23 protein-coding genes and 3 pseudogenes are annotated in these 25,463 nt (G+C 69.5%); 15 read left to right on the forward strand and 11 right to left on the reverse strand.

Annotated elements, in window-relative coordinates:
- Positions 1 to 3: 3 nt before the first annotated feature.
- Positions 4 to 2,940, reverse strand: coding sequence for a DEAD/DEAH box helicase family protein (locus ACR68M_RS30595; RefSeq protein ID WP_441247391.1), 2,937 nt, complete (start codon positions 2,938 to 2,940; stop codon positions 4 to 6).
- Between the two features lie 334 nt (positions 2,941 to 3,274).
- On the opposite strand from ACR68M_RS30595, the gene ACR68M_RS30600 reads away from it, so the two are divergent.
- A complete protein-coding gene (locus ACR68M_RS30600) occupies positions 3,275 to 3,637 on the forward strand; it encodes a transposase (RefSeq protein ID WP_441247392.1) in 363 nt (120 codons plus the stop codon).
- Positions 3,573 to 3,929, forward strand: coding sequence for an IS3 family transposase (locus tag ACR68M_RS30605; RefSeq protein WP_441247393.1), 357 nt, complete (start codon positions 3,573 to 3,575; stop codon positions 3,927 to 3,929). The genes ACR68M_RS30600 and ACR68M_RS30605 overlap by 65 nt, the downstream gene beginning before the upstream one ends.
- 37 nt (positions 3,930 to 3,966) lie before the next feature.
- Here the strand turns inward: ACR68M_RS30605 and ACR68M_RS30610 are convergent, their stop codons facing one another.
- Positions 3,967 to 4,230, reverse strand: coding sequence for a hypothetical protein (locus ACR68M_RS30610; protein WP_441247394.1), 264 nt, complete (start codon positions 4,228 to 4,230; stop codon positions 3,967 to 3,969).
- 497 nt (positions 4,231 to 4,727) lie between these two features.
- Between ACR68M_RS30610 and ACR68M_RS30615 the strand changes: the two genes are divergently transcribed.
- The 4 genes from ACR68M_RS30615 to ACR68M_RS30630 are packed head-to-tail and all read left to right on the forward strand — an operon-like array spanning position 4,728 to position 9,513.
- The gene (locus ACR68M_RS30615) at positions 4,728 to 6,719 is read left to right on the forward strand and encodes a P-loop NTPase fold protein (protein ID WP_441247395.1); all 1,992 of its coding nucleotides are present in this window, start codon (positions 4,728 to 4,730) and stop codon (positions 6,717 to 6,719) included.
- Positions 6,720 to 7,433, forward strand: coding sequence for a hypothetical protein (locus ACR68M_RS30620; protein WP_441247396.1), 714 nt, complete (start codon positions 6,720 to 6,722; stop codon positions 7,431 to 7,433).
- The gene (gene qatC / locus ACR68M_RS30625) at positions 7,430 to 8,770 is read left to right on the forward strand and encodes a Qat anti-phage system QueC-like protein QatC (RefSeq protein ID WP_441247397.1); all 1,341 of its coding nucleotides are present in this window, start codon (positions 7,430 to 7,432) and stop codon (positions 8,768 to 8,770) included. The genes ACR68M_RS30620 and qatC overlap by 4 nt, the downstream gene beginning before the upstream one ends.
- Positions 8,767 to 9,513, forward strand: coding sequence for a TatD family hydrolase (locus ACR68M_RS30630; protein ID WP_441247398.1), 747 nt, complete (start codon positions 8,767 to 8,769; stop codon positions 9,511 to 9,513). Before qatC ends, ACR68M_RS30630 begins: the two co-directional genes overlap by 4 nt.
- A gap of 41 nt (positions 9,514 to 9,554) precedes the next feature.
- Here ACR68M_RS30630 and ACR68M_RS30635 read toward each other — a convergent pair whose 3' ends face one another.
- On the reverse strand, positions 9,555 to 10,052 hold the full coding sequence (locus ACR68M_RS30635; protein ID WP_441247399.1) for a transposase: 498 nt from the start codon (positions 10,050 to 10,052) through the stop codon (positions 9,555 to 9,557).
- Positions 10,053 to 10,366: 314 nt separating this feature from the next.
- Positions 10,367 to 11,751, reverse strand: a pseudogene (locus ACR68M_RS30640) (IS1380 family transposase).
- Between the two features lie 332 nt (positions 11,752 to 12,083).
- On the opposite strand from ACR68M_RS30640, the gene ACR68M_RS30645 reads away from it, so the two are divergent.
- Positions 12,084 to 12,275 carry a helix-turn-helix transcriptional regulator gene (locus ACR68M_RS30645; RefSeq protein WP_441247400.1) on the forward strand — a complete coding sequence of 64 codons (192 nt, stop codon included), beginning with the start codon at positions 12,084 to 12,086 and terminating at the stop codon, positions 12,273 to 12,275.
- 49 nt (positions 12,276 to 12,324) lie between these two features.
- Here ACR68M_RS30645 and ACR68M_RS30650 read toward each other — a convergent pair whose 3' ends face one another.
- Entirely contained in the window at positions 12,325 to 13,479 is a 1,155-nt protein-coding gene (locus ACR68M_RS30650; protein ID WP_441247401.1) for a tyrosine-type recombinase/integrase, read from the reverse strand.
- 94 nt (positions 13,480 to 13,573) lie between these two features.
- Here ACR68M_RS30650 and ACR68M_RS30655 point away from each other — a divergent pair.
- Both ACR68M_RS30655 and ACR68M_RS30660 read left to right on the forward strand, forming a co-directional pair.
- Positions 13,574 to 13,738 (forward strand): annotated as a pseudogene (locus ACR68M_RS30655) (pirin family protein); the annotation flags it as partial.
- A gap of 236 nt (positions 13,739 to 13,974) precedes the next feature.
- The gene (locus ACR68M_RS30660) at positions 13,975 to 14,136 is read left to right on the forward strand and encodes a hypothetical protein (protein WP_441247402.1); all 162 of its coding nucleotides are present in this window, start codon (positions 13,975 to 13,977) and stop codon (positions 14,134 to 14,136) included.
- 108 nt (positions 14,137 to 14,244) lie between these two features.
- Here ACR68M_RS30660 and ACR68M_RS30665 read toward each other — a convergent pair whose 3' ends face one another.
- From ACR68M_RS30665 to ACR68M_RS30680, 4 genes are all read right to left on the reverse strand, one after another.
- Positions 14,245 to 16,146, reverse strand: coding sequence for an ATP-binding cassette domain-containing protein (locus tag ACR68M_RS30665; protein ID WP_441247403.1), 1,902 nt, complete (start codon positions 16,144 to 16,146; stop codon positions 14,245 to 14,247).
- Between the two features lie 114 nt (positions 16,147 to 16,260).
- A complete protein-coding gene (locus tag ACR68M_RS30670; RefSeq protein ID WP_441247404.1) occupies positions 16,261 to 17,784 on the reverse strand; it encodes a carboxylesterase family protein in 1,524 nt (507 codons plus the stop codon).
- A 1-nt stretch (position 17,785) separates the two neighbouring features.
- Complete coding sequence (locus ACR68M_RS30675; protein WP_441247405.1) at positions 17,786 to 19,174, reverse strand: AMP-binding protein; 1,389 nt, start codon at positions 19,172 to 19,174, stop codon at positions 17,786 to 17,788.
- A gap of 1 nt (position 19,175) precedes the next feature.
- On the reverse strand, positions 19,176 to 19,745 hold the full coding sequence (locus ACR68M_RS30680) for a phosphopantetheine-binding protein (protein WP_441247406.1): 570 nt from the start codon (positions 19,743 to 19,745) through the stop codon (positions 19,176 to 19,178).
- A 168-nt stretch (positions 19,746 to 19,913) separates the two neighbouring features.
- Between ACR68M_RS30680 and ACR68M_RS30685 the strand changes: the two genes are divergently transcribed.
- From ACR68M_RS30685 to ACR68M_RS30700, 4 genes and pseudogenes are all read left to right on the forward strand, one after another.
- Positions 19,914 to 20,753, forward strand: a complete 840-nt coding sequence (locus tag ACR68M_RS30685) for an alpha/beta hydrolase (protein WP_441247407.1) — start codon at positions 19,914 to 19,916, stop codon at positions 20,751 to 20,753.
- Positions 20,754 to 20,812: 59 nt separating this feature from the next.
- The gene (locus ACR68M_RS30690) at positions 20,813 to 21,178 is read left to right on the forward strand and encodes a DUF6188 family protein (protein WP_441247408.1); all 366 of its coding nucleotides are present in this window, start codon (positions 20,813 to 20,815) and stop codon (positions 21,176 to 21,178) included.
- A gap of 99 nt (positions 21,179 to 21,277) precedes the next feature.
- Positions 21,278 to 21,862, forward strand: a pseudogene (locus ACR68M_RS30695) (transposase); the annotation flags it as partial.
- 347 nt (positions 21,863 to 22,209) lie between these two features.
- Entirely contained in the window at positions 22,210 to 22,380 is a 171-nt protein-coding gene (locus tag ACR68M_RS30700; protein ID WP_441247409.1) for a hypothetical protein, read from the forward strand.
- An 86-nt stretch (positions 22,381 to 22,466) separates the two neighbouring features.
- On the opposite strand, the gene ACR68M_RS30705 is transcribed toward ACR68M_RS30700, so the two are convergent.
- Together ACR68M_RS30705 and ACR68M_RS30710 are read right to left on the reverse strand one after the other, a co-directional pair.
- Positions 22,467 to 22,868, reverse strand: coding sequence for a VOC family protein (locus ACR68M_RS30705; protein WP_441247410.1), 402 nt, complete (start codon positions 22,866 to 22,868; stop codon positions 22,467 to 22,469).
- Between the two features lie 73 nt (positions 22,869 to 22,941).
- On the reverse strand, positions 22,942 to 23,718 hold the full coding sequence (locus ACR68M_RS30710) for a MerR family transcriptional regulator (protein WP_441247411.1): 777 nt from the start codon (positions 23,716 to 23,718) through the stop codon (positions 22,942 to 22,944).
- A 176-nt stretch (positions 23,719 to 23,894) separates the two neighbouring features.
- Between ACR68M_RS30710 and ACR68M_RS30715 the strand changes: the two genes are divergently transcribed.
- Together ACR68M_RS30715 and ACR68M_RS30720 are read left to right on the forward strand one after the other, a co-directional pair.
- On the forward strand, positions 23,895 to 24,086 hold the full coding sequence (locus tag ACR68M_RS30715; protein WP_441247412.1) for a hypothetical protein: 192 nt from the start codon (positions 23,895 to 23,897) through the stop codon (positions 24,084 to 24,086).
- A gap of 147 nt (positions 24,087 to 24,233) precedes the next feature.
- On the forward strand, positions 24,234 to 25,460 hold the full coding sequence (locus ACR68M_RS30720) for a serine hydrolase domain-containing protein (RefSeq protein ID WP_441247413.1): 1,227 nt from the start codon (positions 24,234 to 24,236) through the stop codon (positions 25,458 to 25,460).
- Positions 25,461 to 25,463 lie beyond the last annotated feature (3 nt).

Below are 25,463 nucleotides of genomic sequence, written 5' to 3' on the forward strand. Positions count from 1 at the left end.
TCCTCAAGCGAGTTCCCGATTCAGTTCGTCCAACAGGCCGATGGCGCGGTCGGCCCCGAACACATGGAGGAAGCCGTCGGTCCCACCACGCCCGGAGAAGGGCACGCCGTCGAGGTCGGCGGGATCGAATCGGCGACCGGCGGCAGCCGACTCGGCGATGTTCTCGATCCACCACAGCTGGGCTGGATTGAAGCGCTTGCCATGGCGCTCCTTGAACGCAGCGAGACGGCTATACACAGTCTCGACAGTTGGAGCCCGCAGGCCGGGTGCCTCCGAGCCCGAGCCTGTCGACCGGTCATATATGCGCAGCAACGCCTCCCGGAGAGCAGGCAGCTGGGAGAGCGGAGCGCTGGCCTCTCGCGCGATCGTACTGACGGCCGTCTTGCCGCCGGCCGCGTGGACGCTCGCCAAGTGATCCGCGTCAACAGCGGCGAGGAGCTGACCCACCAGCTTCTGCAGGGACACGCCGGCCAACGTCCGGACGGCGGCATCGTCGGCCTCGGTCAGCAGGGGGATGAGCCTGGCTAGCCGCAGACCGAGTTCAGCCGTCTCATCCGGGCTCAGGCTGTCCTCTACTGTGCGGTGGAGCAGGCCTGCCAGGGCGACGCGCCCGGCGGAGCCCGCCGCGTCGGTCACATTGACGAGTTGTCGGCGGTGGTTACGCGTGGCTCCTGCCGCGTCGATCACCACGAACTGGGTCTTCGCGGACGCTCCTGGAGTGACGGCACGGAGTTCCGCAGGTGCGATGCGTTGGGCTCCTCGTCCCAGTAGCTGTTCGTAGTAGGCGGTGGACCGCACAGCGCGGAGGAGCAGCACACACTCGACCGCCCGCATGTCGGTCGAACCGGAGATCAGGTCCACCACCACAGCGATCCGAAACTCCGGTGTCGTCCTGAAGTCCCTCAGAAGCTGATCCGGGTCGTCGCACCTGAGGGTGATTTTCTGGCAGAATACTGGGCTGGCGCCGAACACGGCGTGAACGCTATCCACGACCTCGTCGGCATGCAGGTCGCTGAGTGCGAAGACAACTGTCTTGGGGACCGAGCCGCCGCGGGTTGCCCTTCCAGGGAACAGCGTGGGCAGGCTGTCCCGATATGCCGTCAGAACTGCCGCTAGCGCCTTGGACCTTACGGTCCGCGGGGCGCTGCTTGGCCCGGCGTGGGTAAAGTCCTCATCCAGCTGCTCGTACCAGTCGCGGCGCGGACGCTTGTCTTCGAGGGCGGTGTGCTCGTCCAGTGGTACAAGCACTGCCCGCTGGGGTGATTCCATCCGCGCTTGGTAGACGGAGTAGTCCACGACGAGACCGTCGGCAATGGCCTGTTCATAGGGGTATTCACTGATCAGATTGCCGTTGAAGAAGCCGAAGACCGGTGCGACTGGAGTAGCGGTGAGTCCCAGGATGGGAGCATCGAAGTACTCGAGGATGCCGCGGCCAGCTCCATAGATCCACTGGTGGCACTCATTGACGACGACGAGATCGAACGAATCGGGAGGAAGTACCGCAGAGTAAGTGACCTCGAGCGGAGCGATGTTGGACTGCGTGACCTGCTCGGCCGTCTCATAAGCGGATACCCGGTCGGATTCGTCCTTTAGCCCCGGCATTCCCCTCAGCAGGTTCGCGAGCTGCTGTGTGGCCGTCACAACAACCCTCGTGGACGGCGCTGGGCCTGCAGAGGTCAGTTCTTCGACGTTGTACAGGTCAGTAAAAGCTCGCCCGTCGTCGGGGGCGTTGAACTGGTGGAACTGAGCGAGAACTTGATGCGCCAGCTCTGTACGGTCTGTTACGAACAGGATGCGATTGGCCTTGGCGTACTTGAGTTGACGATAGGCGGTGAAGACTCCGGTGACAGTCTTGCCCGTACCGGTGGCCATCTGCACCAGGGCACGGCGCTGTCCGGCTTGGAGCGCCTGCTCGATCGCTCGAACCGCACTGAGTTGCGGCGGATGGAGCGGTCCGGCCGACGGCGAATCCTCTGCAAGGTATGGCAGTCGGGTGGCCAGCCTGGCTTGGTAGGTTGGTGCTTCGCCGTCCGCTTCTGCCTCGCGCCGCCAGCGGGCTAGGGTTGCGGGTTGGTGGAATCCGCTGACCAGCCGGGTCCGTGCCTCGGGATCGTTCTCGTCGCGGAACAGCAGTCGCTGGCCATCGCTGACATACCGATAGGGCAGCGGCGAGCGCCAGACCGGCCACGGCGACGCGTCTGTCGCCGCCCTCGCAAGTGTGTCGGCCTGCTCCATGGCCGCGCCGAGATCCGCGCCGTTGCGCTGGCACTCGATGAGCCCCACCACTTGCCCACCGACCAGGAGTAGGTAGTCGACCCGGCGGCCATCAGTTAGGCGTGGGTTCGGCACCGCGCACCCGTGTGAGCGGTTCATGTCCTCGTTCTGGTGAGTACCCAGGACGACCCATCCCGCCCCGACGAGCCTGCGTTCCACCTCAAGCGCGATCGCCGACCCTTCTAGCGGCTCTAGGGCAGCGTCATGGGCACCGACGATCAGCCGCTCGCGCTTTGAAGCCGGCATCGGTGCCGGCAGTGCACGGAGGTCGAACTCCCGCCGCAACCGGGACATCGCTGGTTCCAGTGGGTCTGTCCGTTCCGCCAGATTACGAAGCTCGGGTGCGTCGGTGTGGACGAAGGTGAGCGGCTCGTGGTCAGAGGTCCGGAGCCGGAAGAACCAGACAGCCAACTCGAAGCAGCGCTCTACGAGATGCGTGGCCACCGACTCCTCGATCCGATCGGAACCGCCACCTGGGAGCCGGCAGAGGTCCTCGAATGCGGCGAGCACACGCGCGGGGAGCAGTCCTGCACGGGTCAGTACCTGCAGACGGGCTCGCTGGTCAGCTGTCGGCGGCTGCACACCGGCAACACGGCCGAGCTCGGTGGCCAGAACCTCTCCGAACTGGCGTGCCGACAGCGTAGAACCGGCCGGGGCGGTGAACATTTGGGCCTCAGCTGAAGCACCGTAGAACACTAGGAGTGGCTCGTAGGGGAGGAGGAACCCGAAATTGGCAGAAGTAGCCGCCAGGCCTGTGAACAGACTCTTGAGCTTGCTCGGCTCTTGAGTCACGTCAGCCCTCCGTACCTATCCTGCTTGGCGTCGCGGGTCAGCGCCGTGTGATCTGCAGACCGGCCACTAACCCTACCGTCCGTCACCTGCCCACAACACCTGGCTGCGCGCAGACCAAAGGCGATGCGTACCTGGGCTTGATCCGCTTTGACGGACACTCCTGATCAGGGGCTTTGGCCCCGGAAGGATGATGTCCATCATGGAGAGCATGGGGAAGAAGAAGCCGCGCCCTCGCCGCTCGTTCACGCCGGAGTTCAAGGCCGAGATCGTCGAGCTGTGTCGACGCAGTGACCGTACGGTCGGTCAAGTCGCCAAGGACTTCGACCTGACCGAGACTGCGGTGCGTGACTGGGTGAAGCAGGCCGAGGTCGACGCCGGCGAGCGCGAGGGCCTGACCAGCGACGAGCGCGAAGAACTTGCCCGGCTGCGGCGGGAGAACCGCCGCCTGCGGGAGGACGTGGACATCCTCAAGCGTGCGCCACAGCTTTCTTCGCGCAGGAGACCCGGTGACGGTGCAGCCGTTCATCGAGGCGGAGAGGCAGGGCGGCCACAACGTCAAACGGGCGTGTGAGCTGCTGCAGGTCTCCCGTGCCGCCTTCTACGCCCGCCGCACCGCAGTGCCCGGTCCGCGTGCGGTGCGCGACGCGGAGCTGACCGAGAGGATCACAGAGGTCCATGAGACCTCGCGCGGCAGCTACGGAGCCCGGCGTGTCCACGCCGCACTGCGGCGTGAGGGCGCTGCCTGCGGCCGGCGCCGGGTCGCACGGCTCATGCGCCGGGCCGGCCTGGAGGGCGTGAACCGCAGACGGCGACAGCGCACCACGATCCCCGACCCGAACGCCGCCAAGCGGCCTGACCTGTGAGCTTGCTCCGCTTTGACGGACACCATTGTTGTGGTGGTCAGGCCGCCAGTACGGTCTCGTACTCGGCGGGACTGCGGTAGCCGAGGCTGCTGTGCATCCAATCGGGATCGCGGCCACCCGGCCGGACCTGGGCCAGAAGATCCTCTGACCTGCCGAGTGCCGCTCTGGCAGTGACCTGATCGCCCGCGCGGGCGTGGGCGCGGACCCTCGGAGCCGCCGCGTGTCGGCCTCGCTCGTAGGCGACTTTCGCCATGTCGACGGCCTCGGTCGTGTGGCCACGCAGGTAGGTCTGCAGACTCATCGTGCTGGCGAACGCCCCCACCTGACCTGGCAGCCGGGCGAGCTCCTCACCACCGCCCCGACCTCCGCCGGAGGCGGCTGGACCCTCGACCGCCGCGCCTGACCGACCCGCCAGCCGAGTCTCAGCGAACGCCCGAAGCGCAGCAGGGCTCAATACGAGCAGACGCGGGCCAGCCACAACTCTCAGCGAGTTGCCACGCCGCCCGTACGCGGCCAATCCCATCGGGGTCGGCGCGGCGAGGGTGTGCTGGCTCGGGGCGCTGCCCAGCGGTTTGCGACGCCCGGTGCCGGCACGCGTCCGGTGTTGCCGTGCCGTGCGCACCTGGCGGCGGACAACCGGACCCGTCAGGGCGTGCGTGCTCTGAGAGGAAATATGCGTTCGGTGAGGGGAGTGTGTCGGTGGTAGCTCGTATGCTCAACGCCAAGGGTCTCGCCCGGGGCCCCTGGCACAGTGGCGTGCCCGGGGCCGGGAGCGGCCGGGAGTTGAGGTAGCGCGGCATGTGGTCGGACAACGAAGCCGATGTGGATCTCCTCGGTTTCGACTTCCTCGTCGACGAGTTGATGGTGCCGCTCACGCGGCCTCGGTTGCTGCCTCTGACGGTGGGTCTGCTCGGTGAATGGGGGTCAGGCAAGAGCAGCCTGCTCAAGATCGTAGCGGCGCGCCTCGAAGCGGAGCGGCCTGCGGACGGCGGGCGCTATGTGGTGGTGCCGTTCAGCCCGTGGCAGTTCGAGGGCTATGACGACATCAAGATCGCGTTGATGGACGCCGTCCTGACACGGCTTCAGGCCGAGGCTGCGTCCAATGCCCCGGCCGCCGCGGAGATCGGGTTCCTGCGAAGGTCCCTCAACCGGCTTCGGCGTCCGGCGGTTTTCGCGGGACGGGCCGCCCTCGTGGGAGTGGGGTCCGCCGCCGAGCTGGCCGCGACCCATTACCAACCGGATCTGGGTCCCCTCGCCCAGGCCGTTGCCCAACAGGCAACCGCCATGGGAAACGCGGCTCTCGATCGTGCGGAGCAGCCGACGTCCGCGGTAGCTGCCGCCCCGGCGGCTGACGGCGATGTCCTGGCCGATGTCGCATCTTTCAGGTCCCGCTTCGAGTCGCTCGTGGAGACGCTGGAGGACGTGACGGCGGTCATCGTCCTCGTCGATGACCTCGACCGCTGCCTTCCGGGCACGATCGTCGACACCTTCGAGGGCATCCGGGTCTTCCTCCACACGAAGAAGACCGCCTACGTCATCGCCGCGCACCCTCGAGTGGTCGAGGCGGCGATCGACAGGCTCTATCCCACCACGGACCGGCCCGGCGCGACCGGTCTGGGCGCCGAGTACCTGGAGAAGATGCTGCAGGTCAAAATCACGATCCCTGCACTCTCCGCCCCGGAGGCGGAGACCTACATGCAGCTCCTTCTCGCCCAGCTACACCTGGGAGAAGCAGACTTCACGACCGTCCTGAACGGCGTGACGCAGCGCCGGATGCGCAGTGCCCTGGCCGTCTCGCTCAACCAGGGGCTGGCCGTGGACAGCCTGGGTCGCGAGCGCATGCCGTCGCCCCTGTTCACCGACATGGGCTGGGCTGGCTCCATCGCGCCGCTCCTCGGTACCGCCCTGCGCGGCAACCCGCGCCAGCTGAAGCGCTTCATGAACTCGGTGATCATGCGGCAGGGAAGCGCGCAGCGACGGGGAACCGACCTGGACGCCGCCGTGCTGGCCAAGCTCATGGTCCTGGAGGAGCTGCACCTGACGGACTTCCAACGTCTGTTCGATTGGCAGGTGCGGACCGAGGGCGGCACGGTCGCCGAGCTGGTGGGGGCGGAGCAGCACGCACTCGCCGCGGCCTCCCCTCGCCCCGCCCCCGCGCGGGGGCAGCGGCGCGCTTCCCCGGCGCCGGGCCGCGGTGGCGACCGCGCCGAGGAGACCGGGCCGACTGAGGAGAGCTCGCCACTGGATCCGGGGGTCGCATCCTGGGCCACCCAGCCGCACATCGCCCGATGGCTGCGGCTGGAGCCTGCGCTGGGCGGGACCGATCTGGGCCCGTACTTCACCTACGCGCGCGCGAAGCTGACCGTCACTGCCGGCGCTGCACGGCTCCCGGCCGCGTTGCAGGACCTTCTGGTCCGACTGCAGTCCGAGATCGTCGCCGTTCGGCGCACCGCCGTGAAGTCAGTCGCCGAAACGGTTCAGGCCGAGGATCTGCCGCTGCTGATGGAACAGTTGCTCGCACGTCTACTGCGCGATCCCGACAGCGACGCATGGGACAGCGCGGTGGAGGTCGCCGAGAAGGTCCCGGACACGGTGGCCGCGGTGTGTCACACGCTGGGCAGGATCCCGTTGGACGGGATCCCTGTGGCGAAGGTGCCGTCCGCCGTGCGCAGGCTCCCCCGCGACCGCCAGGAGGTCACGGCCCTTCTCGACGGCTGGCAGAATAGCGGCCACGGCATCAGCACCGTCGTCGCCGGGCTGCGCACCCCCGGGAGAGGGCGGTCGATGTAGGTGGGGACCTCGACCGACCGCACCAGCGGCACCGGCGGCGCATGGACTGACCTCAAGTACGCCGCCACCTCGTACTTCCGCAGCACCGGCCAAGGAAGCGCAAGCCCCGGATCCGCCAAGCTGCTGCTGGCTCGGCACGTCCCGGTCCTCGGCGGAGCGGCCGCCGCGGCCGCAGGTGCCACAGCCGGCCGCAGCAGTGTCCAACGACTCGGCGGCCTGCTCGCCGGCATTGGCGCGAACGGGCTGGACCAGGCGCTTCGCGAGGCGTCGCTCGACGACCTGGTCGGCCGCGACCGGTTCGAGATCGTCGACGAGCTGGTCACCGCACTGTCCGGTGACGGCAGCGGCCTGGACGCCGCGGCGGCCCGCGACGCGATGTGCGACGTGCTGGAGGAACTGTTTGGCGACGCCGACACGTGGGAGGAACTCCAGCGGACCAGGGCAACTCGCGACGACATCGAACGGTTGCTGCACCTGTTCCTGACGAACTACCTCTACAACCGCATCCCGGTGATTGCCGAACGGCTCGGGCGCATCACCGACCCGGCAGCCGCGCGCCGCGCCGACCGACAGATGCGTCAGGTCATCGAGGACTGCGTCGTCATCAACCTGCCGCCTGACCCGCTGTCCGTCAACTGGAACGGCCCGGAAGGCCGCGACATCGCCGACCAGGCCATGCAGGTCGCCTACAGCACACTGGAGAGCCTCGCATGAGCGTGTTTCATATACGCCTCCTGCCGTCTGCCGACGCCCTGGCGCCCGGGGAGGTGGTCCTGGACTTCGCGCCCGGCTCGGCTGCGGCCACCGTGCAGGCGAACGCCAGCTTCTTCTCCAACGTCGCTCCCCTGCCCCCGGCGGCCGACCTGCTGCTGCTGGGCGTTGCCGCCTACTGCGCCGACCGCGTCACCACACGACGGGAGACCGACGACGCGTGGACGCGGGACATCGGCCTGCGCCTTCCCGTCCACGCCCCCGCTGCGTGGCCGCACGAGGAAGCCGAGAGAGCGCTGGGCTTCCTGACCGGTGACCGGTGGGACATCCGCGCGCACCACCGTTCTGGGACGCGTACGGACACCCCCCGCGGCCCGGTGGAGCGCGAGTCGCTGCAAGCTGACGCCGTGTGCCTGTTCTCCGGCGGGCTGGACTCGCTGTGCGGGGTCGTCGACCTCCTCGAGGAGGACTCCGAACGGCGACTCCTACTGCTGTCCCACTACGAGGGCGGGCAGACGCCCATCGCACAGGCCCGGTTGTTCCAACGGCTTCATGCGCACTACGGGCCCAGGGTACGCCGCCAGCCGCTTTTCCTGCGGCCGGCTCCGCACGATCCCGCCCAGGAGCAGCCGCTGCCCCCGGACCGTGAGGCCACCAGCCGCTCGCGGTCGCTGCTCTTCCTGACCTCCGCACTGGCCCTGGCGTCGTCCCTGGGCCCCAGCGTCCCGGTCTACCTTCCCGAGAACGGCTACATCGGGGTCAACGTCCCGCTCACCCCGGCACGGTCGGGGAGCTTCAGCACCCGCACTACCCACCCCCACTTCCTGGCCCTGCTCGAGCAGACCGCCCATGCCGTCGGCGTCGACAACCCGCTGGTCAACCCCTACCGGCTGACGACCAAGGGCGAGATGCTGGCGTCCAGCCGCAACCCCGAACTGCTGCGCGACCTGGCGCCCATGAGCGTCTCCTGTTCCCACCCGGAAGTCGCCCGCTACGCCCGCCGCCCACAGGGCAACTGCGGTTACTGCTTCCCCTGTCTGATCCGCAGGGCGGCCATGGCCCGCGCCGGATGGGACAGCGCTGACGACTACTCGTGGGACGCGTTGAGTGACCCTGCCCTGCTTGATACGGCTTCGGAGCGCAGCGCCGACCTTCGCGCCGTCGCCATCGGCACCCGGCCGGGACGCCCGGACCGGGACGTCCTGCGCAACGGGCCGCTACCCGCCGGCGAGCGGCTGGCGTTCCTGGACGTGTGGCGGCGCGGCACCACCGAAGTACGGTCATGGCTCACCACCGGGGCGACCGGGGCTCTCGCCGAGCAGTTGGAGAGGACCGCGTGAGCGCCCTCTGGGACACGCACTGCCACCTGACGGGATACGACCGGCCGACCGACGTCATGGCCGAGGCAGCCGAGGCGGGTGTCACCATCGTCGCCGTGTCCGAAGACCCCGGCCAGTATCGGATGTTGCGCACGCGCCTCGGCCGCCGTCCCGGGGTCGTGCCCGCCCTCGGTATGCACCCCCTGCATGCCGCCTCGTTCACCCCCGCCGACCTCGCCCGGTTCCTGCGCCTACTTCCCGACGCTCCCTGGATCGGCGAGATCGGCCTGGACTTTTCCCCCGCTGGCCGGCCGTCGCGACGCGCCCAACTCCGCATCTTCGAGGCGATCCTGTCCGACCCACGCGCGAGCGCACTCCCGCTGACGATCCACAGCCGCGGCGCCGAACGCGAGACCATCGAACACCTGACACAGGCCGGCGCCTCACGCGCGATCCTGCACTGGTACACCGGTCCGCCGGGGCTGCTGGAGGAAGCCGTCAACGCCGGCCTCTGGTTCTCTGTCAACCCCACCATGACCGCCTCAGCACGGGCTCAACGACTGCTGCAGGAAATCCCACCCGATCGCGTACTCCTGGAAACCGACGGCCCGTTCACCCGCCACCACGGCAGGCCAAGCCGCCCATCCGACCTCCCCGCTCTCCTGCCACGGCTGGCCGCCCTGTGGTCCACGGACGAAGACGGCGCACGGAACCAGTTGAACGCCAACCAGAGGGTCTTCACCCCGCCGCCGACCACGCCCTGAAAGCCTTAGCTTGACTCTGTCTGTGATCTTGGTGGTGACGGTCAGCTGCCGAGGGTGCGCCAGGACTTCGACCGGGGGATCGTCTGCTGGTCCAGGAAGATCTGGAAGGCGGTTGGCTGCCTCGGCGTGGGGGCTTCCTCGGTTGCCAGCTGGCCGCTGAGGCGCTCGATGTTCACGGCGATGGCCGTGAGTACGTGCTTCAGGTGGGCTATCGGCTGTCCTCGGTAGCGGCAACGGCGTATGCCGTGTCCGTGGGCGAACTCGTTGATGGTGCCCTCCACTCCGGAGCGGACCGCGTAGCGGGCCTTCCAGCCGGGTGTCTGCTGCTTGGCGCGGACGGCTTCCAGGTCGCGGAGTTCTCGTGGAGGAAAGCCCACGTTCCGGGCACCGTCCTTGGATGTGGTGCACCGGGGGCGGTCCGGACATGGCTGGCACTGGGTCTTGGTGAACCGCGCCACGATCAGGGGTGCCGCGGTGGGCGAGGAGGTCGGGTAGGGGCCGTGCCAGCCCTGGCTGACCTGGCCGCGGGGGCAGGTCACCTGCCGGCGGTCGAAGTCGATGTGGAAGTCGTCCCGGTCGAAGCCCTCGTCCCGGCGATGCTGCTGGGTGGGGTTGCCGGGAAGCGGCCCGCTGACGGAGACCTGGTGCTCGCGGGCGACTCATTCCAGGTGCTGAGACGCAGAGGTACGAGGGCCCAGCACTGAGCCCGAATCCACCGAGGTGATTCGAGAATGATCGCGTTCGGGGTCTGGTCGGGGTGACTGGGTAGAGGGCGTGGGGTGTCCGCTGGTCTGTCCAGCTCTTCCACGTCTGCTCCGGTCGGGCCCTGTCGGGTGGGTGGTCGGGTTGTTGATCAGACCGGTGGTGGGTGGGCGGCGTCGAAGAGGTCGGTGAACGCGTGCTGCCAGGGCCAGTGGTCGGGCAGATGGAGCGTCAGCCGCCGGGCCGAGCGGGCGATGCGGGCCGGAATGTGGATCAGGTGGTCGCGAAGGGTCCCGGTGGTGGCCCTCGCGTGGAAGGTCCCGGCGAGGGCTCCGGCGGCCCGTAGCAGGTTGTGGGAGATGGCCCACAGGGTCAGCCACGCGTTGTTCGCCTGAAAACTGCCGGAGGGCAGGTGGGCCAGTGCTGATCCCTTGCCGTCCGCGATGACCTGCTCGATCGTGGCGTGCTGCCGGTGGTGGAGCTCGGCCTGGAGCATGGTGAAGGGGCTGTCGGTGAACAGCGCGTGGTAGCGCCAGGCGGTGAACAACTCGCCCTGTCCGGCCGCTGCTTCGGCGTTCAGTCGGCGGACCCGGCGCACGATCAGGCGGGCGGTTGCCTGTTCGGCTTTCTTGCGTCCGGTGAACGCGGTGTAGGTGGTCTCGGCGACCTCGGCGTCGGAGACCAGCTCGCCGGTGTCCGGGTCCACGAACGCCTCGGGGTAGCGGATCGGTGTCCAAGAGTCCTCGCCGATCGTGCTGATCGCGGCGGCGATGTGGGGGTTCATCCGAACGGTCAGGGAGAAGCGCGCATTGGCTCGGCGGCAGGCGGCCACGACGTCGGCGTTGTAGAACTGGCTGTCCGCGCGGACGATCACGGTCCCGCTCGCGCCGGCCTGACGGGCGGCGGCCAGGGCCTCGGCGGCGAAGGGCCCGGCTCCGCGGGCATTGGCGGCCTTGCCCCGCCGCAGGCGAACGGCCGCGATCACCGGGCGGGCCGGCGGTGTGCTGAGGGTGGCCAGGATCGGGTGCAAGGTGCGCACGCCCTTGAACCGGCCGACCTCGGCGCCCTGCTTGGCGCGTCCGTAGACGCGGCGGTGGGTGGGGTCGATGTCCACGAAGGCACCTGGTCAACGTCGGGCAGCAGTGGGGTGGTCCGGGCCAGGCGGGCGAGGAAGTCCCGGTGCACCGAGTGGAGTTGCCGGTTGTGCCCGTGCGTGAAGGCGCGCAGGAAGGTGCCCAGGGTGGACGGCGCTCGCACCCCGCCGAACAGCCGGCCCATCGCGCCGTGCCGCAGCCGGTCGGTGTCGTCGATGGAGTCGGCCCCGGCGCACATCGCCGCGACCAGCGTCATCACCTTCGCCGCCCGATTGGCTCCGGCGCTGTTGCCGGTGCCTTCGATGCGCAGCCTGTCTTCGACAAGGGCGGGCAGGCCGACGCGTTCGGCCAGGCGGACCACCGGGACCAGTCCGGCGTCCGCGATCAGATTCGGCTCGTCGAACACGACGGAGACGGCCGAGACGGCGTGAGAGGATTGCACTTACGAGATGCCTTGCTGATTGTGCGTGGTGGAGCCTAGAGAACTCCCATCATCGCAGGTCGCAAGGCATCTCTTCGTTCTGCGGAATCTCCCCGACAGCGATCACCCGGTGGATCCGGGCTGAGAGTCGGCTGCCCTCCGCAGGACCGCCCATCACGCCAATCGACCTGTCCGACTGGCGGCTGACCTCCGCTTGCGCGGAAATGACTCTTCGGCGGCGCCTGCTGTGTCCCTCGCCAGGGCCCTAACACACCGTGACGGTCCGACCAAGCCGTCGAGATCCGGTGAGCTTTGGGCGCCGTTTAGATTTGGCCGCCACACAGGAGGAGCCCGTGCCCGAGCAGTTCATGAGTGTCAAGCAGACGGCGTCGTATCTGAACATGTCCGTAGCCTGGGTGTACCGTGATGCGCCTCGCGTGGGGCTTCTGCCGTACAGGTTCGGGAGTGGGCGGAACGCGAAGCTGCAGTTCAAGGTGTCTGAGGTTGAGGCGTGGGTGAGGCAGCAGCGTCTGTCCGCTGCGTGAGTCCGCGGTAGTCGTGGGGGGCTGCCCGAGTGGGCAGCCCCCCACGTATTCAGGCGGCCAGGCCGAGGTCGAGGACCTGCGCGGCGCGGCTGATGGAGCCGGGCATGAGGTGGCGGTAGGTCTTGAAGGTGACGTCGACGCTTCGGTGGCCCATCCATTCGGCGACGTCGGTGATGGGGATGTTGTGGCTGAGGCAGTTCGAGGCGAAGAAGTGGCGGAGGCCGTAGAGGACCATGCCGTCGGGGATGTCGAGGGTGCCGGCCTTCTTGAGCCGGGCCCAGTGGTTGCTGAGGTAGTAGTGCGGGAAGGCCTTGCTGAGGTCGTTCGGGTGGCGGAGGAGGTAGCCGTCGACGGTGCCGTACTTGTCGGCGTACCACTCGATGGTGTGCTTGACGCGGGCCGGTAGGGGGACGTCGCGGTAGTCGTCGGGCTTGCGGTGCTTGAGCGGGCCGTAGGTCTTGGTGGTGTGATTGACCTGTTCGGTGATGCGGTAGACGTCATCGGCGACGATGTTGTTGATGTTGACCGCGAATGCCTCGCCGTTGCGCAGGCCGCATCCGCTCATGAGGTCGGCGACGAGGAGCAGGGTGTCATCGCCTGCGGTGCGGATGGCGTGGAGCTGTGCCAGCGAGGGAATGACGGCGCGCTTCGGGTCGTACTGGGGTGGCTTGACGCCGGTCAGTGGGTTCTCGTCGTAGATGCCGAGCCGATGGGCGTCGAGGAGGATCGTCTTGAGCTTGTCGAAGGCGTTGGCCTGGGTGGCGAGGCCGACGCTGTTGCGCTCCATGTTCTGGATGAAGGTGTCGACGACCTTGTGGTCGAACGTGCCCATCCGGCGGCTGCGGAAGGCCGGGTAGAGGTGGTGCTCCAGCAGCGAGTCGAGGTGTTGTATCGACGCGGGACTCAGGTGACGCTGGCCGGGCTTCCACTGCGCGACATAGTCACCGAACTGCATCACCCCATACGTCTGGATGCGTTCGGCCTTGCTCTGGTTGCGCGGGGTCTCTCGCTTGGCCTTGTAGATGTCGGACAGTCGGGTGATGGCCTTGTCCTGGGTGCTGAACCCGGACTCCTCGACCTGCCTCCCGGTTGCCTCGCGGTAGCGGATCTTGTACTCGTGCGGGCACTTGGACCACCTCGCCTGAGGGTGCTCGCACTCTTTGAAGAAAGTGCCCATGCCGTGGGCCAAAGCCTTGGTGGCCATCCTGATCGACTCCCCGCGTACCAATGCTGACTCTTTGCTGACCGGGGATGGTCCATCAGGCCTCTGACCTGGGTGAAAACGCTGAATCAGTGATATGTGGTGGAACTACGTAGGTCGATCCAGCGAGGAGATCGTACAGGCCCGGGAGGACTGGATGGAAGGGTCTCGGTTCGGCGACGTGCACGGCTACGACGGTGCTCGGCTGGCCGCTCCCCAACTCCCCGCCGTGCCAATGAAACCGCGTGGACGGGCACGCTGACCTGGGCTTACGTGATGGGGGGCGGGCGCCACGACAAGCGGCTGGCGCTGCCCGTAGCTCGGCGCCCGGAGGGTCCGTGGGGGCCGGCTGGGAGTGGCTTCGGAGGCGTATCGCGGTTCTGGGGTTTGGTCATGTGTAGCAGGGGCCAGTGATTCCAATGCTGACGCTTTTCTGACGGAGCGTCAGCTGCCGAGGTCGAAGACGGCGGGGATCGTCGAGGCGGTACTGGACCCCTGATGCGCAGGGGTCGCCATGGCGCGGGGGACGGCGTTCTCGGGGTCTGTACGGTCACCGGCGACGCGCACGAGTCGAAGGAGCTGTGCCTGAAGAGCATCGAGTCGATCAAGAAGATCGCGACGTACGCCCAGGTCCAGGAGAACGCGAACGCCCCGGCGTAGCAGCACCGCCACCGCACGGGCCGGTCTCCTCGCTTCGAGGCGCCGGCCCGCCGCGTGTCCGTACGTCCCCGCGTCCGCCCTGCCCCGGACTGCCCCGGATGAGGTGCGTCAGGCGTAGGCCTGGCGCTGCAACTCGAACATCGCCGCGTACTCCTGACCCAGGTCGATCAGCTCCTCATGGGTGCCCTCCTCGATCAGGTGGCCCTTACGGAGGACGAAGACGCGGTCGCAGCGCCGGACGCTGGCCAGCCGGTGGGTGATGAGCACGACCGTGCGGCCGGTGGCGATGCGCCGGATGTTGGCGAACACCCGGGCTTCGGCGCGGGCGTCCAGCGCCGAGGTCGGCTCGTCGAAGAGCAGCAGCGGGGCATCGCGGAAGTAGCCGCGGGCGAGAGCGATCCGCTGCCACTGGCCGCCGGACGGATCGCAGCCTTCGACGAACTTCTTGGAGAGCAGGGTGTTGTAGCCGTGACGGAAGCTCTCGATCATCGTGTGTGCGTCGGCGTCGCGGGCAGCCCGCACTGCGAGGTCGCGGTGCGAGCCGATCCGCTCCCGGCGGCCGATGGTGATGTTGTCGAGGGCGCTCATCGGCCAGCGGACGGGAGCCTGCATGACGACCGAGATGCGCTCGTGCAGGGCACGTCGATCCAGGTCCGCGATGTTCACCCCGTCCCAGCAGATCGTCCCCTGCTGGGGCTGGTACTGGCCGGCGAGCAGCTTCGCCAGGGTGCTCTTGCCCGAGCCGTTCTCACCGACCAGGGCGACGACCTCTCCGTGGCGGATCGTGAGTGACACGCCGCGCACCGCAGGGGTGCAGTCCTGTCCCGGGTAGGAGAACGTCAGGTCACTGACTTGGATCTCGCGGAAGCCATCCGGGCCGGGCAGCCCGCCGCGCAGGTAGCTCCGGGCGGCCGACTGCCGGACGAAGTCGGTGTACTCGTCCACGTGCAGACCGCGCAGGAAGACCCGGGTCAGCCCTGCCATGGTCTGGTTGAGGGCCGACTGCCCGGCCTTGATCGCGAGGACGGCGGCACCGGCCGCCGCGAGGGGCATGACCCCAGCTGCCAGGAGACCGCCCAACGCAAGGTAGGAGACGACAGTGCCGACACCTCCCAGGGCCCGGCCGACGGCGGTGACCCTGGCCTGTGCGCGGTCGACCCCGATCTCCTCCCGTTCGCCGACGGCCGCGAGGCGCCGGTACTCACCGAGCAGTGCCTCTCGTGCCCCGCAGGCCCGGATCTCCGGAGCGTGGTCGCGTTCGGCGAGCAGGTCGGCGAACATCCGCAGCCGCCTGCGTGCCGCCCAGATCGCGAGGTTTCCCGCATACCCCAGGCGGGCGGACCACAGGGTGGCCCAGCCCTGCGGCGCCATCGACAGGATCAGCAGCGGGAGCAGCAGCGGATGCAGGACGACCAGGACGACGCCGGCGCCGAGGAGCCTGCCGACGGAGCTGACGAGCTCGGCGAGTTCCTCGACCGCCACGGGCGCCGAGGTGATGCCACGTTCCTTGGCCTGGCCCAGGACGTCGTGCCACGCGGCGTCGTCGAAGGCAGCCAGCTCGACCTCCAGGGTGCTGCGGTACAGGCGTTCCTCGACCAGGCGCTTCACCCCCGGGACGAGCACCGCCTCTGCCTGGGCGACCCCGGCGTCCAGAGCGCCCTGGAGGGCGTACGCCACCGCCACGACGGCCAACGCCGGCAGCATGGCGCGGACGCGGTCGGGTGCTGGTCCGGCCACCAGCAGCTGGACCAGTACGTTGCGGGTGGCGAGCAGGCCGAAGGTCGCGGCGCAGCCCGCGATGATCCTCAGCCCGAACACGGCGGCGGTCGCGGTCGGGCTCGCCTCCCAGGCGAGGGCGAGGATCTGACGGAGCAGCCTCGGCAGGCGAGCGAGGAGCTGCCGCAGGCTGACGGTGGCGGCCTGCGAGGTGACCTTCCACTGGGGCTTCGCGGCCAGTGCGCCGCTCACTGTGGCGGGTGCGGGCTCGGTGTCACCCGAGTCCCCTGCCATCTCACGCGACGTCATCTCCGGCGCCGAGATTTTTCCCAAGACATCCTCGATCAGGTCATGGTCCGATGTCGCTGCCTGCCTGCCTGCCTGCCTGCCTGCCAGGCACGGGCCGGGCTACCAGGACGGCGGGCAGCTCCTGGCCCAGGCTGCGCGGCGGGCGGCGAAGGGGTCGGCGACCACCCGGGTGGGGTGGCCGAAGAACATGGCATCCCGGCGGACATCGGTGTACGCGGGCCAGGGTCCGGCCCCGGGGGTGTCGGGTCTCCCGGTGCGGCAGAAGGTGATCCAGGCGGCGCTCGCGGCCTGCGCCAGCGCGGCGTTGGCCAGGTTGCGGGAGACCAGGGCTGCGCAGCGCAGGTTGCCGAAGAAGAACAGGACGTCCTCGCCGTGGCTGCCGGTGCCGCCCGCGAAGACGTACGTGTAGGTCGGGGCGGTCGCCGCGGCGCTGCGAGCCGAGGCCAGGGCGAAGGCCGGGAAGCGGTACAGCGCGTCGGTGGTGACGGCGACCGCGATCTTGCGCGCGGGATCCCGGGGGCGTTCTCGGCGGTACTCCGCGATCAGGTCGGTCACGTCGCAGCGGGCGAACCGTGAGCACCGGCGGGCGAGTTCGGCCGCGCTGAGGCCGTCCCAGGAGGCTGGGTCGGTGTCGATGGTGCGGGTGGTCTCGTTGAGGGTGGTGCCGATCATCACCGGCACGTGCGGGGCCGCACCGGCAGCCAGGTCGGCGTAGCAGCGCTGCTCGACAGGGCCGCCGCCGACCGAGGGCTCGAAGGCGTACCGGTGGGTGACGCGCAGCGCGGCCTGGGCGTCGAGCAGCCGGCCCACCGGCAGGTCGGCCAACAGGTGCGGTCGGGCGGCCGGAATCCCGAGGTGGCTCAGCACGCTCCGGGCCGAGTCCTCCGGTTGGAGCGCGGTGGCCGGGCGGGGTGGCGGCGGGCTGGCCAGGACGGCGCGCCGGAACGGGGGTTCGGGTGCGGTGGTGGCCAGCAGGGCGGCGACCCGGGAGGCACCCCGTGACCCGCCGGCCAGGGTGATGTTCGCCGGATCCCCGCCGAAGCACTCCACGTTGTGCCGCAGCCAGTCGAGCGCCGCCCGCAGGTCCAGCAGCCCGGCCCGGCCGGACTCCGCGTACTCCGGCAGGCCGGTCCAGGACAGGTCGAGATGGCCGAGGATGCCGAGGCGGTGGTTGACGGTGGCCACGACCAGGTCGCCGTCGCGGGCGAGGGTGGCGCCGTCGAACCGGGGCCAGTCACCCGCGCCGAAGTCGGTGCCGCCGTGGAGCCAGACCAGCACCGGGCGGCGGGCCTGCGGGTCGGCGCCGGGCGTCCACAGGTTGAGCACCAGGCAGTCCTCGCCCTGGTTGGCCGCGCTGGTGGGGATGCCGAACAGTGGTAGCAGCGAGACCACGGCCGGCCGAGCGCCGAGCGCCTCGGTCAGCGGCCGCTGCGGGGAGGCCGGACCGTACGAGGTCGCGTCCCGGACGCCGGCCCAACCGGGGTGCGGGCGTGGCGGCCGGAACCGCCGGTCACCCGTGGTTGTCCCGGCGTACGGCACGCCGAGGAACGCGTACGCACCTCCGGTGGGCAGGCCGCGCACCCGGCCGGACCCGGTCTCCACGACGAGCCGGTCGGTACCCACCTCAGAGGGTTCCGACGAGCGTTCGCAGGGTGTTCAAGTCGATCTTTCCCGAGCTGGTGCGTGGCAGGCTGACCACCGAGCGCAGGGGCAGGCAGTCGGCCGGCAGCCGGAGGGTGTGCAGCACGTCCAGCCAGGCATCGCGGAACGGCTCGCTGCTGCCCTCGACGCAGACGACGGCGCCGGTGGCGTCTGCGGTCGGCACCACGGCGGCCGAGCCGACGCCGGCCAGGCGCCGTTCGATCTCGTCCGGCAGGATCCGCTTGCCGTGCAGCTTGAGCTGCCGGTCCTTACGGCCGAGCACGTACAGCATGCCGCGCTCCAGCCGGCCCAGGTCACCGGTGTGCAGCACGTCGCCGACGGTGTCGCCGGCCGTCAGGTCGCCGCGCGAGGACGCGTAGCCCATCATCACGTTCGGGCCCTGGTAGACGATCTCTCCGACACCGTCATCGGTGACGTCGCTCAGCCGGACCCGACCGCCGGGCACCGGGTGGCCGACCGAGCCGAGGTGGTCGAGGAGGAGGTCCGGGGGGAGGACGCACATCCGAGCGGTGGCCTCCGCCGCCCCGTACATCGAGCAGAAGCCGCCGCCGTGGTCGGCCATCAGCCGGCCGAAGTGCTCGACGAGGGCCGGTTCCAGCGCGCCACCGGCCTGGTAGAGGAGGCGCAGCGCACGATGGCCGGCCGGCTGCCACTTCGTGCCGTGCAGCAGGCGGTACGTGATCGGGACCGCGCCCAGGTTGGTTACGCCCTGGTGGCCGCAGACCTGCCAGAACCGCCGCGACGTGGGGCTGAGTCGGGACAGCACCAGCGGTGCACCGGCGGCCAGATGGGTGTTCACGACGGAGAGGCCGAAACTGTAGTCGACCGGGAGCGAGGTGATTCCGATGTCGGTCGGCCGGATTCCCAGTGCGGCGACGATCGATTCGGCGTTGGCCGCCAGGTTCGCGTACGACAGCCGCACAGCCTTGGGGCGGCCCAGCGAGCCCGAGGTGGTGATGAGCACCGCGAGTTCGGGATGGACAGCCGACCCGACCCGGGTGTCGCGGCCGAGCACCCGGGCCCCGCACAGCTCACCGGTCACCCGGTAGCCCACCGGGACGGGACCGTCGGCGGCATCGACCACGAACTCGGGCTGGTACGTGGCGAGCAGGGCCGCGCGCTCGGCGGCGTCCGGATGCTCCTTGACCAGGACGGCGTGGCCGAGGTCGAGCGCGGCCAGGTAGGCGAGCAGGCCGGCCAGGTCGCGCCCGGTGAAGACGGCCACCAGTGCCTTGTCCGGGCAGCTGAGGCCGCGCTTGGCGGCGTCCAGCCCGGCGGCGGTGCAGTTGGGGGGGACGGCGTGGACGCCGTCGACGAAGGCCGGGTCTCCGGCAAGACGCAGGGAGTGCATGTCACCCGGGCCCTTGCGAGGACTCGAATCGGTCGGCCATCAGCCGGGCGATCTCGCGTACGCTGCCGGCGGTGAACAGTTCGACCAGGCTCACCGGTACGTCGTAGGCCTCCTGGACGGTGTTGAGGAAGCTCACCGCAGTCAGCGAGTCACCACCGAGCTCGACGAAGTCGTCGAGCACGCCGACCCGCGGCTGGCCCAGCAGCCGGGCGAGGCGGACTGCCAGGTCCGTCTCGAGAGCGGAGCCGGGCGGTTCGTAGCGGGAGGCGCCGGACGGGCCCGCGAGCTCCTCGACCGGGGCGAGTGGGCCCTCCGGCATCCGAGCCACCGCCAGCACGGCGGGCTCAGCCAGGTGCCCGGCCAGGCCGAGCGCAGCGCGCAGGTCCTCGCGCACGTCGAGCACGCCGTACATCTCGCCGAGCACCACCACGACGCCCACCGCACTGCCGTCCGAACCTGCGGCCCCCGGCACAACGGCCGAGTGGAGGACGCCCGGATGGTCGACGAGGGCCTTCTCGACCGCTGCCGCCAGCGCCGGCCCCGGCAGTGTCGTCCCAGTTTCTCGGCCCATCACACTCCACCCTCGGTCGGTTGCCAGGATCAGTCTGCACGCAATTGACGGAAGATCAATTTCCTTGGCCTGAACGGGTGATGCTCACCTGAATGCCGTCGTACGGGCGCCGCATCGGCGCAAGGATGTGCAGGTAGCTGTCGTACCCGGGGACCGTATGGAGGTCGAATGAGCGTCGGCCGACTCTCCGCCGCCGCTGAAGCGTCCTGGCCGCCGGACACGCATCACGGCCGGATGTCCCTCGGGCGGACCCCGTTCTTCGCCTGCCAGGCAGACCCCCGGTTCGCGTACTGCCTGTACGTGCCGAAGGGCATCGCGTCGGCCGACCGGAGGCCGTTGCTCGTCGTTGTGCACGGGGACCGGCGCACCGCCGAGAAGTACCGGGACGCACTCGCGGGCTTCGGTGAGACGCACGGCTGCGTGGTCCTGGCACCGCTGTTCCCCGTCGGTGTTCCGGCCCCGGACAGCACGTTCGGCTACAGGCGGCTCCGCCAGGGGGACGTGCGGTTCGACGTGGTGCTGCTGCGGATGGTCGAGGAGGCCGCCGCTCGGTGGCCGGTCGACGTGGAGCGTTTCTACCTGCACGGCTTCAGCGGCGGCGCCCAGTTCGCGCTCCGGTTCTTCTACCTGCACTCGGAGCGCTTGGCCGGTCTGTCCGTCTGCGCCCCGGGCAACATCACGAGACTCGACACCTCCCTGCCCTGGCCCGCCGGGATCATCGACGTGGCCGACACGTTCGGCGTGACGCCCCGACTGGACGTGCTGCGTTCCGTGCCGGTCCACCTGACCGTCGGCGCACAGGACTCAAAGCCACGCAGGGATCCTTCGCGCGCAACCCGCCTCGCCCTGACCACACTCCTGTACGAGCACCTGCTCGAGCGCGGGCTGACGGCGACGCTGGAGGTCGTCCCGGACGTCGCCCACGACGGGTTCGCCACGCTGCCCGCCGCGACCCGGTTCCTGAGTTCCCTCATCCCCCGCGACGCACGGAACCGGCCAGGGCCCTGACGCGCGCAGGTCAGCGGGCCACAATGGGAGTGACCGGCCGCAGACCTGCGGGAGCAACTATGATCGACGCACTCACCACCACCCTCGGCGGCCGCCGGGTGGAGACGCTCCGGTACGGGACGGAGTTGGTGCTCGGCCTGTCCGGGCGGCTGGCCGTCACGGTGGCGAGCGACTACCGGCTGAGCGGCTCCTCGGGGGTGGAACACTTCTTCCCCGGCCTGGCCCTGCACCCGACGGGTGGGCTGCTCCGGCTGCCCGGGGCCCGGATCGCCGAGGCGGCCGCCACCGCTGCGGGCGGCCTCCGCCTCGTCTTCGACTGCGCGCTGACGCTCACCGTCCCGCCGGACACCGACGAGCACCCCTGGACGGTCACCGGTCCCTCCGGCCCGCTCTTCACCGCGCTACCGGGGGGCTTCTTCACTTGAAAGGTGTCTCTTGCTCGGCGACGTTCTGGACCCTAGAACGCTCCTGAAAATCATGGGTTCTGGCCCCGCTCCGGGTGGAGCGGGGCCAGTCTTGTGTTCATGCAGGGGGAATGGGGCGGGGAGAGCGTCGGCGAGGACGTCTGGGAGACGTGCCGGGAGTTGATTCCGGCGGGGAGCGTGTTCGCGTTCCTGGCCGAGCATCGCGAGGTGCTGTTCCCGAAGGCGATGTTCGTGGACATGTACCCCTCGGCCAACGGGCGCCCGTCGATGCCGCCGCAGGTCCTGGCCGCCACGGTGGTGCTGCAGAGCCTGCACGGGCTCTCCGACTTCGAGACGGTGCAGGAACTGCGCTGTGACCTGCGGTGGAAAGCGGCGTGCGGGCTCGGGCTGCACGACACCGGGTTCGACCCCTCGCTGCTGACGTACTTCCGTCGGCGCCTGCAGCGTTCCGCGGACCCGAACCGGCTGTTCCGCACGGTCAGGGAAGTCGTCGCGGCCACCGGCGTCCTCAAAGGCCGACAGCGGCGGGCGCTGGACTCCACCGTGCTGGACGACGCGGTCGCCACCCAGGACACCGTCACCCAGCTGGTCGCCGCGATTCGCCGGGCCATCCGTGAAGTCCCGCACGCGCAGCAGGTCGCCGACCAGTGGTGCACCGCCCACGACTACACCGACCCCGGACGGGGTGTGGGTCGACCGGGTCCCGCAGCACGTCGCCCAGTCGGCGCTGATGCTCATGCGGGACTTGCGAGAGCAGATCACCTCTAGGGTGGCGGTGTGATCAGCGTTGATGACTCCCGCGCACTGCTGCTGAAGGCATGCGCTGCCGCAGGTTTGTCAGCAGACCGAGCCGAGCCCATGCGCGTCGGAGAGAACGCCCTGAGGCGGCTCCACCACCAGGTCGTCGTCCGCGTTGGCCGCCCCGGGCAGTGGAACGCCGTAGTCCGGGAGCTCGCGGTCGCCCGCTGGCTTCGCATCTGCGAGATCCCGGCCGTGCGTCCGCTGGACCACTCGCGGGAGCCAGGGCGGACATGACCTGGATCGTCTCCCGTGCCGCAGAAGGCGCGATGCGGCTGGATGTCGAGTACTCGACCGACATCCTCGACCACGCGACGGTCAGCAGCTGGGCCGGACGCTACGTCGACCTGCTCACTCTCCTCGCCCGCGACTCCCGCCAACCGCTCCCGGTGCTGAGGGCATAGCCCAACGTCTCACCTGAGGAAGAGGTCGACACCGTCCCCACACCGCCGGAGTCGTCGCTGCTGCGCTCTTCGGCCGGCCGAGTGGGTCAGGGCCACACCACCCTCTTGTCGGTCCAGGTGACCCCTTGGTGGCGGCACAGGCAGAAGGGATGTCCGACCGGGTCGGTGTAGACCTGCCAGCCGTAGCCGTCGGGGCCGATGAAGTCCTGCTGCAGTGTCGCGCCGAGAGCGACTACGCGGCGCTGCTCGGGCTCGATTTCGTCCACTTCGAAGTCGAGGTGGTACTGCTTGGGATGTTCGTCGTCGGGCCAGCGTGGTGGTCGATGGTCTTCGACCCGCTGAAAGGCCAGATCGACCTCGCCGAAGGTGATGCCGGCCCAGCTGTCGCCGCTGCCCTCCATGATGGCGTGGCCTGTCACCTGGGAGTAGAAGGTGGCCAGCTCCATCGGGTCCGGGCAGTCGATGATGAAACCCAAGAGTTGTAGCATCAGACGATCTTGTCACTGCGCGCGCTGCAGCCGATAGTGCCCTGCGAAACGCCTGGCTCCTGCCGGGCGGCCGTCACCGGTGGGGGATGTCGATGCCCGCTGCGCGCAGGTGTGCCTCGACCAGGGTGTTCAACCGGGCGATGGATGGCTCCTGGTCTTCCCGGTGGTGGTTGACCAGGCCGTAGCGGGTGGCGGTGCTGGGCCGGTTCCGGGTAGCGGTGGGCAGCGTCGGCAGTGCGCCGTCGGCCAGCAGTCTGTCGGCGAATGCGGTGGCCAGTTCGTCGATCCGTGGGTCGCCGGGGGCCCAGGACCTCGCGTCCAGGCCGCGCTTGGTCAGCTCTACGAACTCGGGGTCGTCGAGCCCGTGTTCGAGCCTGGTCAGGAAGGTGTCGAGGACCTCCGGGACCAGTGCCCGGGTCAGCACCAGGGCCTCCCGTTGCGTGGCCACGTAGTCGGGGCTGAAGTCGAGAGCGGCGAGTTGGTCCAGGACCGCGCAGGCCCGGTCGGGCAGCAGGGCCCGGTCGCCGTGGGCGAGCCGGTGCAGGGTGTCGCGCCGCGCGGTGAGGTCCTCGATCTGCTCGGTGAGCCGATGGTGGACGTCGTCCAGGGCGGCGGTGAACTGCTCGGGATCGGAGTCGAGCAGCTCACCGACCTCGGCCAGCGGCACACCCGCTCCGGCCAAGGTCCGGGCCTGGACCAGCCGGAGGAGGTCGGCCGACCCGTAACGCCGGTAGCCGGAAGCGTCACGCGCCGGCTCGGCGAGCAGGCCGAGCCGGTGATAGTGCCGCACGGTCTTGATCGTGACGCCGACGAACTCCGCCGCCTGACCGATCGTCAGCCCATCTGCCATCGGCTCAGTGCACCTTCGGATCGTGGGCGGCTGCGGCCTCGAGGGTAGCGCGCAGCTGTACGGACCGACGGGGGCTGGAGCCTGCGCGCCCTCGATCCCCGTGTTTCCGGGACAGGATGCGCCGGGGCCGCATAGCTTGACGCTGAAGATCCACTTCCTTCCGAAGGAGACCAGTCGTGAGCTTTGGCTACGAGACCCCTGCCGCGCACGCCACAACCTGGCAGGAGGCGTACCAGTACGCCTACGCCCAGGCCGTCGCCGACAGTTCGCTGTGGGAGGGCAGGTTCGAGTCCGCCGACGGGTTCGCGCGGGCCACCGCTGATGCCTGGCAGGGGCGCGGTGGCGGCGCGGTGGTACTCGGGGGCTGAGGCAGGCCGGGGCCGGCGCTGTCCCGGGTCCTCTCCTGTCACCCACAGTGGTTGACCTTGACCTTGGGTCAAGGTGCACGCTCATCGCATGGCCGCCTCGAAGAGGGGTCGGCAGGGGATCGAGCGCTGTGGGCAAGGGGATTCATGATGGATACGGGCAACGGCTTCTCCGAGGCAGGGCTGCGCAGGCTGCGCGAGGTGCTGGCACGGCACGTCGAGTCGAAGCGGATTCCCGGGTTGGTAGCCCTGGTCAGCCGGGGCGGCCAGGCGCATGTCGAGGCGATCGGGACGATGCGTCATGACGGTGGCGCGCCGATGCGGCGGGACACGATCTTCCGGATGGCGTCCACGTCCAAGCCGGTCACGGTGGCGGCGGCGATGATCCTGCTCGACGAGTGCAGGCTGCGCCTCGACGAACCGGTGGACCCGTGGCTGCCCGAGCTCGCCGACCGGCAGGTGCTGAAGCGGCCCGACGGCCCGCTGGACGACACCGTGCCGGCCCGCCGGCCGATCACCGTACGGGACCTGCTGACCTCCACGTTCGGGCTCGGCGTGGACTTCAGGTTGATGAACTCCCCGATCAGGGCGGCGACCTTCGAGCGTCTCGACTACAGCGTGGCATCCGGGCCGGCGCCCGAGCCGGACGAGTGGATGCGCCGCCTGGGTGAGCTGCCGCTGTCGTACCAGCCCGGGGAGCGGTGGCAGTACGACCTCAGCAGCGAGGTGCTCGGCGTGCTGGTCGCCCGGGTCGCGGGCCGGCCGTTGGAGACGTTCCTGCGCGAACGCGTCCTCGATCCGCTGGGGATGAAGGACACCGGATTCCACGTGCCCGCCGACAGCATCGACCGGCTGCCGCCGCTGTACGGGCCGGACCCGCAGACCGGGGAGTTCCTCGTGTGGGACGAGGCGACAGGTGGAAGGAGCAGCCGGCCTCCGGCGTTCCAGGGCGCCGGTGGTGGGCTGGTCTCCACCGTCGACGACTACCACGCCTACTTCCGGATGCTGCTCGACCACGGGATGCACGGGAGCGAACGGATCCTGTCCCGGGCCGCCGTCGAGCTGATGACCACGAACCGCCTCACGCCCGAGCAACAGGCCGCCCGGGACGCCATGTACCGGAACATCGCCCACCTCGCGGTCGGCCAGGGGCAGCAGGGCGGCTGGGGGTTCGGGATGGCGGTACGCACCCACCGTTGCGACTACTCACCCGTCGGCCAGTTCGGCTGGGACGGCGGCACCGGCACCACCGCCTACGCCGACCCGGACAGCCGGGTCACCGGCATCCTGCTCACCCAGGTCGGGATGTCCACCCCGGACTCGGCACGCCTCATCCACGACTTCTGGACCACGCTCCACCAGGCCACCGACGACTGACCT

Source organism: Kitasatospora sp. McL0602 (genome assembly GCF_052076145.1).
Taxonomy (GTDB): domain Bacteria; phylum Actinomycetota; class Actinomycetes; order Streptomycetales; family Streptomycetaceae; genus Kitasatospora.